Source organism: Reyranella sp. (assembly GCF_004297405.1).
GTDB lineage: Bacteria > Pseudomonadota > Alphaproteobacteria > Reyranellales > Reyranellaceae > Reyranella.
In genome coordinates, this window is the sequence record NZ_SCVC01000006.1 from 464,982 (window position 1) to 477,919 (window position 12,938).

Here is a 12,938-nt window from a genome sequence, read left to right on the forward strand (position 1 = left end):
ATCTTGCTTATCCGCGCATATGCAGCGGCTTGTAGGGCCGCTCGGTCTGACCATTGTACAGCTGGCGCGGACGGCCGATCTTCTGGTCCGGATCTTCGATCATCTCGTTCCACTGCGAGATCCAGCCGACGGTGCGCGCCACCGCAAACAGAACGGTGAACATCGATGTCGGGATGCCGATCGCCCGGAAAATAATGCCCGAGTAGAAGTCGACGTTCGGGTAGAGCTTCTTGGAGACGAAGTAGTCGTCCTTCAGCGCGATCTGCTCCATTTCCATGGCCAGCTCGAGCAGCGGGTCGTGCTGGATGCCGAGCGAGGTCAGCACCTCATGGCAGGTCTGGCGCATGACCTTGGCGCGCGGATCGTAGTTCTTGTAGACGCGATGGCCGAAGCCCATCAGGCGGGTGTGGTCGTTCTTGTCCTTAACGCGGGACAGGAAGCCCGGGATGTTCTGCTTGCCGCCGATCTCGTTCAGCATGTTGATGACGGCTTCGTTGGCGCCGCCGTGGCTCGGACCCCACAGCGAGGCGATGCCGGCTGCGATGCAGGCGAACGGGTTGGCACCAGAGGAGCCCGCGAGGCGGACGGTCGAGGTCGACGCGTTCTGCTCGTGGTCGGCGTGGAGCATCAGGATGCGGTCCATCGCCTTCTCGACGATCGGATTCACCTCGTACTCCTCGGCCGGAACCGAGAACATCATGCGCAGGAAGTTCGCCGCATAGGAGAGGTCGTTGCGCGGATACACGAACGGCTGGCCGACTGAATACTTGTAGGCCATCGCCGCGATGGTCGGCATCTTGGCGACCAGGCGATAGGAAGCGACCATCCGCTGGTGTGGATCGTTGATATCGAGCGAGTCGTGATAGAAGGCCGAGAGCGCACCGACGACACCGCAACAGATCGCCATCGGATGGGCATCACGGCGGAAGCCGCGATAGAACTGGCTGAGCTGCTCGTGAACCATCGTGTGGTTCGTGATGTCTTTGACGAACTTGTCCTTCTGCACCTTGTTCGGCAGATCGCCCTTCATCAGCAGGTAGGCGACATCCATGAAGTCGCTCTGCTCGGCGAGGTCGGCGATGTTGTAGCCGCGATGGAGGAGGAGGCCTTCGTCACCGTCGATGAAGGTGATCCTCGATCCGCACGAACCGGTCGAAGTGAACCCCGGATCGTAAGTGAACATTCCCGATTCGCCGTAGAATTTACGGATATCGACCAGGCGCGGTCCGAGGGTGCCGTGGATGATCGGCATTTCATAGGATTTGCCGGTTTCGTTGTCGGTCAGCGTCGCGGTCGATTTGGCCATTTGGTGAACTCTTTTCAGCTCGATTCAGGCAAGGCGCGAGCGCACTGCGGGTGCTGCTCGCCGGTTCGGCGGCACCCTAACAAGCCCCTCCGGAGGGCGCAATTGTGCAGCCCGGCCGCTATTTCGCGGTATGCAGGAAATTTAAAAGCCGGCCATCGATGGCAGCCAGTGAGAGCCCGATCAGGGCCATGCCGGCGAAGTGCCGGGGGAGCAAATGTTCACCGAGAACCGCGACGCCGAGCAGGATCGCCGTCACGGGAATCAGAAATGTTACGAGCAGAAGATTGGTCGCGCCGGCAGCAGCAAGGATGCGAAAATACAGGACATATGCGAGGGCCGTCGACAGCAACGCCAGTCCGGCCAACGATGCCCACGCGGTTGCTGATGGAAAAGCCGGCAACGTCCAGGGCTGATCGACGATCAGCATGATTGGAAGAATCAACATGGTGCTGGCTGTGACCTGGCCAGCGGCAGCATCGAGGGGCGCGATATTCATCGCCTTGAAGCGACGGCCATAGACTCCAGCAAAGGCGTAGGAGAGCGCGGCGCCGAGACAGGCAAGCTGGCCCAACACGCCGTGATTCCCGGCCAGTGCATCCGGCCCCATGAGCACGACGACGCCGCCAATGCCGATCACCAGAGCGCCAAGTTTGATCGCGTCGATCCGTTCGTCCTGCGTCAGGAAATGGGCCACGATCAAGGTGAAGAGTGGCGTCGTGGCGTTCAGGATCGAGGCGAGGCCCGAGGCGATCTGCGTCTGCCCCCAGAAGATCAGAGCGAACGGCACGAGATTGTTCAGTAAGCCCATGGCGAAGAAGGTCCGCCACGGCACCTTGCGCTGGAGCAGGCTGCCGGCTGTCAGGGCCAGGACGAGGTTGAGGGCGATGGCGGCAAGTGCCACACGGCCGAACACGACCGACAAGGGGGCCAGTTCGCCGAGGGCTACCTTGGCAAAGAAGAACGAACCGCCCCACAAGACGGAAAGCGACAGAAGCCAGACCCAGACGCGCGCAGTCATGAACCGACCTTGCGCATGCTCAAGACGTCCGTCTATCCGGCTGCAGCCAGCAATCGTGTGCGCGTTTCGGCGGGACCCAGGATCGCAACGACCTCGAAGATGCCAGGTGATACCGTCGAGCCGGAGAGGGCTACACGCAGCGGCTGGGCCACCTGGCCGAGCTTTACGCCCATGCTTTCCGCGAAGCGCCGCACGGCATCTTCGACCTGTTTCTCACCCCAGTTGGCGGCATCGGCCTCCAAGGCAACAGCGAGCTTGCCGAGCAGCGACTTGGCCTCCGGTGTCAGCACTCCGCGGGCCTTGTCGTCGGCAATCGGCGGCGCGCCAGCACGAGCATAGAAAACGAGATTGTCGGCGAGCTCGATTAGGGTGCGCGACCGCTGCTTCACGCCGTTCATGCCGCGAGTGATGCGCTCCAGGCCGATCGCATCGACCTTGGCGCCGAGCTTCTCCTCGACGCGCGGCAACACCATCGGCAACAGCTCTTCGTCCGGCATCTCGCGGAGATAGTGCGCATTGAGATTGACGAGCTTCGCCATGTCGAAGCGCGAAGGCGAGCGGCCAACGCCATCGAGGTCGAACCACTCGATGGCCTGCTGGGTCGAGATGATCTCGTCGTCGCCATGGCCCCAGCCCAGGCGCAGCAGGTAGTTGCGCAGGGCTGCTGGCAGAAGGCCCAAGTCACGATAGGCATCGACGCCCAATGCGCCGTGGCGCTTGCTGAGCTTGGCGCCGTCGGGACCGTGGATCAGCGGAATGTGGGCGTAGGCCGGCTCTGGCCAACCCATGGCCCGGATGATCTGGAGCTGGCGGAAGGCGTTGTTGAGGTGATCATCGCCGCGAATGACGTGCGTCACGCCCATGTCGTGGTCGTCGACCACGACAGCCAGCATGTAGGTCGGCGTACCATCAGCCCGCAGCAGGATCATGTCGTCGAGTTGAGCGTTCTCGACCGTGACCTCGCCCTGCACAAGATCTTTGATGACGGTCTGACCGGTCTGCGGCGCTTTCAGACGAATGACAGGGGCTACGCCGGCGGGAGCTTCCTTGGGATCACGGTCGCGCCAGCGGCCGTCGTAGCGCATGGGCTTCCCGGCGGCCTTTTGCGCTGCCCGCATCTCGTCCAGCTCCTGCGGTGAGCAATAGCAATGGTAGGCATTGCCGGCGGCCAGCATCTGGTGCGCCACCTCGGCGTGGCGGGCCGCGCGCGAGAACTGGTAGGTGACCTCGCCGTCGTGCTGCAGGCCGAGCCAGCCCAGGCCATCGAGGATGGCGGCGATCGCGGGTTCGGTTGACCGCGCGCGATCGGTGTCCTCGATGCGCAGCAGGTACTTGCCGCCATGGTGCTTGGCGAACAGCCAGTTGAAGAGAGCGGTGCGCGCGCCGCCGATATGGAGGAAGCCGGTCGGCGAGGGGGCGAAGCGGGTTACGACGGTCATTTGTCCAGGGTCTTTTGGGGTCGGTAAGCGCGGGTTTTGCCGCATTTAGGCCGCGAAAGCGCGCCGTAGGTAGGCGAGCGTCCCTGCACTGTCAAACGTGGGACTGGCCGGCAGGCCAAGGGTAAAAAGGAGACGGCGTGGCGGGGGCACGCACCTGGATCCTGCAGCAACTCGATGCTGAGCGCGGCCGCTGGATGCTCTGGCTGCCTGTCGCCATGGGGTTGGGCATCGCCATCTACTTCGAGCTGCCGAGCGAGCCTGCCTTATGGTTGGAACCTGCTTTGGGCGGTGCATCGCTCGTGGCCGCTTTCCTCGTGCCGTCGGGCAGCCTCGCCCGCGCGCTGGCCGTTGGCGCTGCGGCGGCATCGGCGGGTTTCGGCCTGATTGCCTGGCGGACGGCGAGCGTCGCCGCACCGACGCTCAGCCGGCCGCTCTTCAGCATCAATGTCGAGGGCAGGGTGGCCGACATCCAGCGGCTGCCGGACGGCGTGCGGGTCGTCCTCGAGGCGGTCCGATTGAAGGGCAACTATGTGCCGCCGCCAGAAATGATGCCGCTGAAGGTGCGTGTGTCGTTGAACAGGGGCGCGCCACCATTGACTGTCGGTGACCGGCTCCTGGTCCTGGCCAATCTGTCACCACCAGCAGGTCCTGCAGCGCCGGGCGCTTTCGATTTCCAACGGGTTGCCTGGTATCAGCAACTCGGCGCCGTGGGCTATGCGTTGGCACCGGCCATCATCATCGAGAAGGGGCAGCCAGACGGCTTCGTCCGCACGCTAGATGCACTGCGTGCCGATATAACAGAGCGCATCCTGAAGGCGTTGCCCAACCCCGAAGGCGGCGTGGTCGCGGCGATGCTGACGGGCGAGCAGACGGCCGTCGACAAGGACGTCGCCCAGGCCATGCGCGACTCAGGGTTGGCGCACATCCTTTCCATCTCCGGCCTGCACATCGTATTCGTCGTCGGCCTGGTGATGGGCATCGTCCGCTATGGGATTGCCCTCATTCCGGCGCTGGCCCTGCGTGTCGATGCCAAGAAGATCGCCGCTGTACTCGCCTTGGCAGCCGCGCTTTTCTACACAGCCCTCGCAGGTGCGCCTGTGCCGGCGCAGCGCGCTTGTGCCATGGCGGGGTTTGCCCTGCTTGCCATCCTGCTCGACCGCACGGCGTTGTCGCTGCGGCTGGTCGCCTGGTCGGCCGTCATCGTACTCGTGGTCGCACCGGAGTCGCTGACCGGCGCGTCTTTCCAGATGTCCTTTGCTGCCGTGGTGGCGCTGATTGCAGCGTGGGAGACGGCTGCGGGATGGCGTCGATATCTGCATGAGCGCGCCGAACTTTCCCAGCGTCGCTGGCTGTGGCGTCTCGGTGCCGCACTGGCTGCGAGCCTGCTCACCACCTTGATTGCCTCAGTCGCGACTGGGGCTTTCGCCGCCTATCATTTCAATCGGCTGTCGCTGCTCGGTGTCGTCGCCAACTTGTTGGGCGTGCCACTCACCGGCTTCTGGATCATGCCCTGGGGCCTGCTGACGATGCTGCTGATGCCGGTCGGCCTCGAACAGGTCGCGCTGGTGCCGATGGGCTGGGGCGTCGAAGGGCTGAATGCAATTGCCCGCTATGTGGCCGCCTGGCCCGAGGCCGCGACCTTGGTTCCATCGTTGCCCGGCGCCAGCCTGTGGCTGCTGACGGCCGGCGGCTTGTGGCTTTGTCTGTGGCGGCGGCGTTGGCGCTATGCCGGCTTGCCGGTTGTTGCCATCGGTCTTCTGCTCGGGCCGCCGCCACCGCCGGACCTGCTGATGAGCGAAGATGGCCGCGTGCTCGGCCTGCGTGACGAGCACGGCGTCGTGCATGTCGCGTCGGCGCGCACCGACCGGTTCGTGAGCGATGCCTGGGCGCGGCGGCAGGGTCAGGAGGGCGCCAAGCGCTGGACCGTGAGCGCCGAGGAGCAGGCGACCGGACTTGGCTGCAGCACCGGCCTTTGCCGTTGGCGCAAAGGGCCGTGGCGCATTGCGCTAGTGAGCGACGAGCGCCGTCTTTCCGAAGCCTGCGGGTCGGCAGACGTCGTACTGGCGACGGTCGATGCGAAGGCACGCTGTCGCGGCCCTCGCGTGGTGATCGACCGGCGCGACGCCTGGAAGGAGGGGGCTCAGGCCCTCTGGCTCAATGATCTCGATGTGCGCCGCGAGACCACCAACGCCGCTCGCGGCGATCGACCGTGGGTGCCTAACAGCCCGTCGCGGCAAGCCATGCCGGTCAGGGCGCCGGGCGCCTGAGCATCACCAGTAGGGCGTGAAGGGATGGCCGGGCTTCATTTCCCACAGCACGTTCACGATCACCCATCGTCCGTTGAATTTGGACAGATGCAGGTAATCGATCCAGGTCGAGGCCACGACCTTGGCGCTGGCGGCATTCTGGAAGACGTCGAGCACGGTGACGTCCTTTAATTGCTCCGTTTTGGGCGTCGGTCGGTTGGCCTTGTCCCTGGTGAGCTGAGTCAGGGTGAGCGCACGCATCTCGGCGAGATGCGAGCGTCCTGTACCCGAGTCGGGATGGGTGATGCGCTTGGCGAGTTCGGGATGGAGCGAGCGCTCCATGCGTGACGCATCGCCTTCGTAGAAGCCCTCGATATAGTCGAGGGCGGTTTGCCGGATCGCGGCGGTTTCGTCAGTATTCATACACGAAACTAGGGGCCGCGTCGTTCGGCGATCCAGTCTGCAGGTGGGAAGTCGGTTACCTCCGCGCACCGAGCGCGCAGAGCAACGGGCTCAGTTGTAGCGGCGATAGAGGCCGGCGAGCCGTCCCTGGATCTTCACGCGATCCGGTCCGAAAATTCTCGTCTCGTAGGCGGCGTTCGCGGGCTCCAGGGCAATCGAAGCGCCCTTCTTGCGCAGGCGCTTGAGCGTTGCCTCGGTATCGTCGATCAGCGCTACCACGATCTCGCCGGACTCGGCGGTGTCGGCACTCTTGATGATGGCGATGTCGCCGTTCTGGATGCCGGCCTCGACCATCGAGTCGCCCTGCACCTCGAGGCAATAGTGAGCGCCGGAGCCCAGCAGGGAGACGGGCACATCCACGGTCGTGGAATTGTCGCGCAGCGCCTCGATCGGCGTACCGGCGGCGATCCGGCCATATAGTGGCAGGCTGAGGGCCTGCGCTTCGTTGGCGGCCTGGATGGCGCCGGCGAGCGGCAGGCGGTCGCCGCGCACGATCTGTGGCACGAAGCCTTCGCGCGCTTCCGCAAGGCCCGCGCGACGGGCGTCGGCGAGCAGGGGGGTGACATTGGGGGCCGGCATGGCGGCGGTGTCCGGCAGCTTCAGGACTTGGAGCGCCCGCGCACGGTGCGGCAGGCGACGCAGGAAGCCGCGTTCCTCCAGCCCCGTGATCAGGCGATGGATGCCCGACTTGGACTTGAGCCGCAGCGCCTCTTTCATCTCGTCGAACGAGGGCGACACGCCGTCGTCGTTGAGGCGCTTGTTGATGAACATGAGCAGTTCGTTCTGCTTGCGGGTTAACACCGTCTTCTCCCCAGACTGCCTACCAGATTTCGGAACAAATCCTGAAACCCGGCACATGTTCTAGTTTAGTTCCTCCTCTGGGTCAAGTTATCCCGGGGAAGACGGGGATCAGTAGCCGCCGGAAAGGTTCGCCAGGTCAACAATCTGCACGGTTTCGCCTTTCGTTCGGGCGGGGTCGTGCGCCGGCCTGACCAACAGGGCATTCGAACTAGCGAGGACGGAGAGCATGGAGCTGTCCTGCACGGGGTGGGGATCGACCGTCAGGCCGCCGTCGGCGGCGCGCGTCAGTGTCGAGCGGACATAGTCCTCGCGCTGGTCGTTCTGCTTCAGATCTACAGCCAGACGGGCCGGCTGCGTCGCGATCAGGTCGCCAGGCTGGCCCAGCATCCGCTCGATTGCGGGCTTCAGGAACAGAAGGGCGCAGACCATCGTGGAAACCGGATTGCCGGGCAGGCCGAGCACGCGGGCGCGGTCCCTGGCGGCGAACATCAGCGGCTTACCGGGGCGCATGGCGATGCGCCAGAAGTCCATCGAGAAGCCCTGGGCCTTGAGGGCAGCCTGCACGAGATCGTGGTCGCCGACCGAGGCGCCACCCAGGGTGATCAGCAGATCATGCTGGGCGCCGGCGGCGATGCGATTCTCGATCAACTTGGCGTCGTCGCGGGCGATATCGAACAGGGTCGGGTCGCCGCCCCAACCGCGGACCAAGGCAGCAACCGCGATGCCCGAGGAGGAGACGATCTGGTTTCGCCCGACCGGCTCGCCCGGCATCACCAGCTCATCACCGGTCGACAGGATCGCGACTCGCGGTTTGCGATGAACGGAAAGCCACGGCAGGTTCATCGCCGCCGCGAGTGCCACGTCGCGCGTGGAGAGTGTGCGACCCACCTGGAACCGCTGGTCACCTGCCTTGAAATCGAGGCCGGCCTTGCGAATGTGTCGGTCAGGGCGCGGTGCTTCGAGGATGGTGATCTGCGCGCCATCGGCCTTCGTGTCTTCCTGAATCACGATCGCGTCCGCACCCTGCGGCAGCGGCCCACCGGTGAAAATACGCACCGTCTCGCCAGCTTTCAGGACTTGGTCGTAGGAGCCACCTGCCGGTGCCTGGCCGACGAGGGTAAGGGTGCCCGGCGCCGAGGGCACGTCGGCTGCGCGCACGGCATAGCCGTCCATCGCGGAGAGATCGGCCGGTGGCTGGGTGAGTCGCGCCGTCGCTGGCACTGCCAGCACGCGGCCCGCTGCATCGGCGATCGAAACCATCTCGGCCGGCAGTACTTCGAAGGCAGCGATCACGCGGGCATGGGCGTCGCGAACGGAGAGCATCAGCTCGTACTCCAGGTGCCGGACTTGCCGCCGGACTTGTGCAGGAGTTTCACCTCGGAGATCGTCATGCCGCGGTCGACGGACTTGCACATATCGTAGACCGTCAGGGCGGCGACGGAGGCGGCGGTAAGCGCCTCCATCTCGACGCCGGTGCGTCCCTTGAGCTTGCAGGTCGCCTCGATATCAACGGCCTTGCGCTTGGGGTTGAGCGACAGCTTCACGTCGACCGACGACAGCGACAGCGGATGACAGAGCGGGATCAGCTCCGGCGTGCGCTTGGCCGCCATGATGCCAGCGAGCTGTGCGACAGCGAGCACGTCGCCCTTCTTGGCTTTCTTCTCGCGGATCAACTTCAAGGTCGCAGCCTGCATGGTGACGCTGGCGCGAGCCACGGCGATACGCTCGGTTACGTCCTTGTCGCCGACATCGACCATGCGCGCATTGCCGGTGTCGTCGAAATGGGTGAGGGCGGCCTTGCGACTCATGCCGCCTCGCGCACCAGGATCTCGCGCACGGCAGCCTCGACGTCAGGCTGGCGCATGAAGCTCTCGCCGATCAGGAAGGCCGACGCACCAACCTTGGCCATGCGTGCGAGATCGGCCGGCGAGCCGAGCCCGCTTTCAGCGACCAGCACGCGGTCGCGCGGCACCCGCGGCGCAAGCTGTTCGGTCGTGGCCAAATCGACGGCGAGCGTCTTGAGGTTGCGGTTGTTGACGCCGATCAGGTCGCTGTCGATGCGCAGCGCACGCTCGAGTTCGGCGGCGTCGTGCACCTCGACCAGCACGTCCATCTCCCAGCGATGGGCGAGCTTGGTGAGATCGGACGCCATCTCGTCATCGAGGCAGGCCATGATCAGCAGGATGCAATCAGCGCCCAGCGCCCGTGCCTCGGCGACCTGATAGAGGTCGATCATGAAATCCTTGCGCAGGACCGGCAGGCCGCAGGCATTACGGGCCTGCACCAGGAACTCGTCCTTACCCTGGAAGTAAGGCTCGTCGGTCAGAACCGAAAGGCATGTTGCGCCGCCGCGTTCATAGGCGCGCGCGAGCGTCGGGGGATCGAAGTCCTCGCGGATCAGGCCCTTGCTCGGCGAGGCCTTCTTGATCTCGGCAATCAGCCCGTATCGGCCCGACTTTATGGTGCGCTTCAGGGCAGCGGCGAAGCCGCGCGGTTTGTCGGCGCGCAACGCGGCGTCTTCCACTTCGGCGAGGGAGCGCTTGGCCTTGCAGGCTTCGACGTGGCGGCGCTTGTCGGCGACGATTTTCGTCAACGTGTCGCTCATGCGCAGATCCTCTTCAGCGTCTCTAGTGCGGCCTTGGCCTTGCCGCTGTCGATTGCAGCGGCGGCAAGTGCCGCACCTTCCTTCAGGTCACGAGCCTTGCCCGCTACCATAATCGCCGCGGCGCTGTTCAGCACCACGATGTCCCGGAAGGCGTTCTTCTCGCCGGCCAGCACCTTATGAATGGCCTCGGCATTATGCGCCGGATCGCCACCTTTGAGGTCGGCGAGGGAGGCGCGCTTAACACCGATATCCTCGGGCGCGATCTCAATTTCGCTTACCTTGCCGTTCTCGAGCGACGCCGCCCAGCTCTTGGTGGTCGTGGTGAGCTCGTCCATGCCGTCCTGTCCATGTACGACCAATGCGCGCTCCAAGCCTAGCTGGCCCAACGCTTCGGCGACGGGCCGCAGCCAGCGGCGATCGAACACGCCGACGAGCTGGCGTTTAACGCCAGCGGGGTTCGATAGGGGACCGAGCAGGTTGAAGATCGTGCGCGAGGGTGCCAGTTCGACCCGCGGGCCGGCAACATTGCGCATGGCGCTGTGATGGCGGGGTGCCATCAGGAAGCAGACCTTGGCCTCGACCAATGCCTTCTCGAGCGTCTCGATCGGCAGATCGAGATTGATGCCGAGTGCGTCCAGGACATCGGCGGCCCCGGACTTGGAGGTGAAGGCGCGGTTGCCGTGCTTGGCGACGGGCACGCCAGCGCCGGCCACGACCAGGGCGGAGCAGGAGGAGACATTGTAGGTACCGTGGTGGTCGCCGCCGGTGCCCACGATATCGATGGCGCCGTCGGGCGCACGTACGCGCAGCATCTTGGCGCGCAGCACGCGGGCACCGCCGGCCAGCTCCTCGGCCGTCTCGCCGCGCACCTTGAGCCCCATCAGGAAGGCCCCCATCTGTGCCGGCGTGGCGTCGCCGCTGGTCATGATGTCGAAGGCGCGCTCTGCCTCGTCGATGCCGAGCGGCTCGCCATTGCCTACCTTGGCCAGAAGGCCCCGAAAATCGTCGATATCGCCACTCACCGGAAGAACACCGTGTTGATTTGCCCCTTGCCGGTCCAGCCGGCGGGCGCGAAGCTATATCACATGGCTCAAGAACTCATCCTCAAGGTCACCGGCATGGATTGCGACGGCTGCGTAAAGGCTGTCACGCGTGCCGCGACCGGCGCAGGTACCGCGCCTCTCTCCGTCGACCTCAAGAGCGGGGAGATGCGTCTCCCGGCGGAGGCCGACGTGCCCGCCATCACCAAGGCGATCCAGCGCGCGGGCTTTGGCGTCGCAAGCTGAGCGACCAGCCATAACAAACTGAATCAATTGGTAATTTCCTCTAAGTGTCGCTGCTTGCAAATATAATAAGCAAGCTTATATTAAGTGACCTTAGGAGAAGCCATGGAACTGCCCGAGCGCAATGTTGCCTTCCTGCTGCACGACGTGGCCCGGCTCATGCGCAAGCGCTTCGAGCAAAACGCGCGAGACCTCGGGCTGACGCGCTCGCAGTGTCAGGTGCTGGCTCACCTGGCGCGCAACGAGGGCATCCAGCAAAGCGGGCTAGCCGATATCCTCGAAGTCGAACCCATTACGCTGACGCGCCTGCTCGACCGGCTGGAGGAAATGGGCCTGGTGGAGCGCCGGGCACATCCGACCGACCGACGCATCCGCCAGCTTCACCTCACCGACAAGGCGCCTCCGCTGCTTGGCGAGATCTTCGCCGTCGGCGCCGTGACGCGCGGCGAGGCCCTTGAAGGCGTGAGCGAAGAAGATCGCGACCGGCTGTTCGCCATCCTGTCCAGCATGAAGGGAAACCTTCTCGGCAGGCTGACGACGAACGCCGGCGACAGGAGAGCGAGCAATGGCTGATAGAAATTCCTTCCGGCGCACTGACCTCGTCGACGAGGTTCCGGCGCCCGAACCGGCTCTCGCGACACCCCCGGCACGCGTGTCAATTCTCTCCAGGCTGAAACTGCGCCGACCGCAAAACCTGCGTCGTTTCCTACTGACGCTCGGGCCGGCCCTCGTACTTGCAGCCGGAATATTCGTCTACATGACGGGCGGACGCTACGTGTCGACCGACAATGCGTATGTCCATGCTGGCAAGCTGACGGTCGCCACCGATGTGTCCGGGATCGTGGCCAACGTCGCCGTTCACGAGAGCCAGAGGGTCGAGAAGGGGGATGTCCTGTTCACCCTCGACCAGGAACCGTTCCGGATCGCTCTGGCAGGTGCGGAGGCCAATCTCGGCAGTGTGCGCAACCAGATCACCACCCAACAGGCGACCTATCGCCAGAAGGTGGCGCAGATCGAGCAGGCCAAGACCGATGTCGGCTTCTACGAGACCACGGCCCAGCGCCAGCAGGACCTGCTGAAGCGCGGCGTGTCGGCACAAGCGACCTTCGACCAGGCCAAGCGCGACCTCGATGCGGCACGCGAACGCTTCAGCATGGCGCAGCACGACGCCGAGGCGGCGCTCGCTCAACTCGGCGGCAATGCCAATGGACGGATCGAGGACCACCCCAATTTCCTTGCTGCACAAGCGCAGGTCGACAAGGCGCGCCGCGATCTCACGCGCACCACCGTCGTGGCACCCATCCCAGGCATCGTGACCAATGTCGATGCGCTGCAGGTCGGCGAGTATCTGCCAGCAGGGCAGGCGGCATTCAGCCTCGTTTCCTCGGCCGATGTCTGGGTCGAAGCGAATCCCAAGGAGTCCGATCTCACCTATCTGAAACCCGGTGCGATCGCGAGTATCACCATCGACGCTTATCCGGGTCGCGAATGGCACGGCACGGTGACGAGCCTCGCACCGGCGACGGGCGCGGAGTTCTCGGTCCTGCCGCCGCAGAACGCCACGGGTAACTGGGTGAAGGTGGTGCAGCGCGTGCCGATCCGTCTCAAGGTCGAGATGCCGGCCGATGCACCGCCGCTGCGCACCGGCATGAGCGCCTATGTCGAGATCGACACCGGCCATCAGCGTCAGATTGCAGACCTGTTCAGCGGCGCCCGGTAGGCATCGGACCTAGCCATGTTCAGATCGAGCTCTGCCGGGGGCGCGCCACTCCAGTGGC

Annotated in this window: 13 protein-coding genes; 4 read left to right on the top strand and 9 right to left on the bottom strand. The window is 64.7% G+C overall.

Annotation, left to right across the window (positions count from 1 at the left end; all coding sequences use genetic code 11):
• Window positions 1-7: 7 nt before the first annotated feature.
• The 3 genes from gltA to gltX form a co-directional block, all read right to left on the bottom strand.
• Window positions 8-1,306 (bottom strand): citrate synthase, encoded by a 1,299-nt coding sequence (gene gltA / locus EPO50_RS04410; protein WP_296341435.1) that lies wholly within the window; start codon window positions 1,304-1,306, stop codon window positions 8-10.
• A gap of 118 nt (window positions 1,307-1,424) precedes the next feature.
• Window positions 1,425-2,324: a DMT family transporter gene (locus tag EPO50_RS04415; protein WP_296341436.1), complete on the bottom strand. Its 900-nt coding sequence runs from the start codon at window positions 2,322-2,324 to the stop codon at window positions 1,425-1,427.
• A 32-nt stretch (window positions 2,325-2,356) separates the two neighbouring features.
• Complete coding sequence (gltX, locus tag EPO50_RS04420; protein WP_296341437.1) at window positions 2,357-3,763, bottom strand: glutamate--tRNA ligase; 1,407 nt, start codon at window positions 3,761-3,763, stop codon at window positions 2,357-2,359.
• Between the two features lie 137 nt (window positions 3,764-3,900).
• Here gltX and EPO50_RS04425 point away from each other — a divergent pair, with 137 nt between their 5' ends.
• On the top strand, window positions 3,901-6,030 hold the full coding sequence (locus tag EPO50_RS04425; protein WP_296341438.1) for a ComEC/Rec2 family competence protein: 2,130 nt from the start codon (window positions 3,901-3,903) through the stop codon (window positions 6,028-6,030).
• A gap of 3 nt (window positions 6,031-6,033) precedes the next feature.
• On the opposite strand, the gene EPO50_RS04430 is transcribed toward EPO50_RS04425, so the two are convergent.
• The 6 genes from EPO50_RS04430 to trpD form a co-directional block, all read right to left on the bottom strand.
• Window positions 6,034-6,432 carry a nuclear transport factor 2 family protein gene (locus tag EPO50_RS04430; protein WP_296341439.1) on the bottom strand — a complete coding sequence of 133 codons (399 nt, stop codon included), beginning with the start codon at window positions 6,430-6,432 and terminating at the stop codon, window positions 6,034-6,036.
• A 90-nt stretch (window positions 6,433-6,522) separates the two neighbouring features.
• Window positions 6,523-7,272, bottom strand: coding sequence for a transcriptional repressor LexA (lexA, locus tag EPO50_RS04435; protein WP_296341440.1), 750 nt, complete (start codon window positions 7,270-7,272; stop codon window positions 6,523-6,525).
• Window positions 7,273-7,380: 108 nt separating this feature from the next.
• Window positions 7,381-8,595 (bottom strand): gephyrin-like molybdotransferase Glp, encoded by a 1,215-nt coding sequence (gene glp, locus EPO50_RS04440; protein ID WP_296341441.1) that lies wholly within the window; start codon window positions 8,593-8,595, stop codon window positions 7,381-7,383.
• Window positions 8,595-9,080 carry a cyclic pyranopterin monophosphate synthase MoaC gene (moaC, locus tag EPO50_RS04445; RefSeq protein ID WP_296341442.1) on the bottom strand — a complete coding sequence of 162 codons (486 nt, stop codon included), beginning with the start codon at window positions 9,078-9,080 and terminating at the stop codon, window positions 8,595-8,597. Before moaC ends, glp begins: the two co-directional genes overlap by 1 nt.
• A complete protein-coding gene (trpC, locus tag EPO50_RS04450) occupies window positions 9,077-9,877 on the bottom strand; it encodes an indole-3-glycerol phosphate synthase TrpC (RefSeq protein ID WP_296341443.1) in 801 nt (266 codons plus the stop codon). Before trpC ends, moaC begins: the two co-directional genes overlap by 4 nt.
• Window positions 9,874-10,887: an anthranilate phosphoribosyltransferase gene (gene trpD / locus EPO50_RS04455; protein WP_296342329.1), complete on the bottom strand. Its 1,014-nt coding sequence runs from the start codon at window positions 10,885-10,887 to the stop codon at window positions 9,874-9,876. Before trpD ends, trpC begins: the two co-directional genes overlap by 4 nt.
• Window positions 10,888-10,962: 75 nt before the next feature.
• Between trpD and EPO50_RS04460 the strand changes: the two genes are divergently transcribed.
• The 3 genes from EPO50_RS04460 to EPO50_RS04470 all read left to right on the top strand — a co-directional run bounded on the left by EPO50_RS04460 (window position 10,963) and on the right by EPO50_RS04470 (window position 12,880).
• On the top strand, window positions 10,963-11,163 hold the full coding sequence (locus EPO50_RS04460) for a heavy-metal-associated domain-containing protein (RefSeq protein WP_296341444.1): 201 nt from the start codon (window positions 10,963-10,965) through the stop codon (window positions 11,161-11,163).
• Window positions 11,164-11,265: 102 nt separating this feature from the next.
• Window positions 11,266-11,733: a MarR family winged helix-turn-helix transcriptional regulator gene (locus EPO50_RS04465; RefSeq protein WP_296341445.1), complete on the top strand. Its 468-nt coding sequence runs from the start codon at window positions 11,266-11,268 to the stop codon at window positions 11,731-11,733.
• Window positions 11,726-12,880, top strand: a complete 1,155-nt coding sequence (locus EPO50_RS04470) for an HlyD family secretion protein (protein WP_296341446.1) — start codon at window positions 11,726-11,728, stop codon at window positions 12,878-12,880. The genes EPO50_RS04465 and EPO50_RS04470 overlap by 8 nt, the downstream gene beginning before the upstream one ends.
• Window positions 12,881-12,938 lie beyond the last annotated feature (58 nt).

Coding starts and splice junctions, on each gene's coding strand:
- gltA (WP_296341435.1), bottom strand. CDS start 1,306: ATGGCCAAATCGACCGCGACGCTGACCGACAACGAAACCGGCAAATCC.
- EPO50_RS04415 (WP_296341436.1), bottom strand. CDS start 2,324: ATGACTGCGCGCGTCTGGGTCTGGCTTCTGTCGCTTTCCGTCTTGTGG.
- gltX (WP_296341437.1), bottom strand. CDS start 3,763: ATGACCGTCGTAACCCGCTTCGCCCCCTCGCCGACCGGCTTCCTCCAT.
- EPO50_RS04430 (WP_296341439.1), bottom strand. CDS start 6,432: ATGAATACTGACGAAACCGCCGCGATCCGGCAAACCGCCCTCGACTAT.
- glp (WP_296341441.1), bottom strand. CDS start 8,595: ATGCTCTCCGTTCGCGACGCCCATGCCCGCGTGATCGCTGCCTTCGAA.
- moaC (WP_296341442.1), bottom strand. CDS start 9,080: ATGAGTCGCAAGGCCGCCCTCACCCATTTCGACGACACCGGCAATGCG.
- trpC (WP_296341443.1), bottom strand. CDS start 9,877: ATGAGCGACACGTTGACGAAAATCGTCGCCGACAAGCGCCGCCACGTC.
- EPO50_RS04460 (WP_296341444.1), top strand. CDS start 10,963: ATGGCTCAAGAACTCATCCTCAAGGTCACCGGCATGGATTGCGACGGC.
- EPO50_RS04465 (WP_296341445.1), top strand. CDS start 11,266: ATGGAACTGCCCGAGCGCAATGTTGCCTTCCTGCTGCACGACGTGGCC.
- EPO50_RS04470 (WP_296341446.1), top strand. CDS start 11,726: ATGGCTGATAGAAATTCCTTCCGGCGCACTGACCTCGTCGACGAGGTT.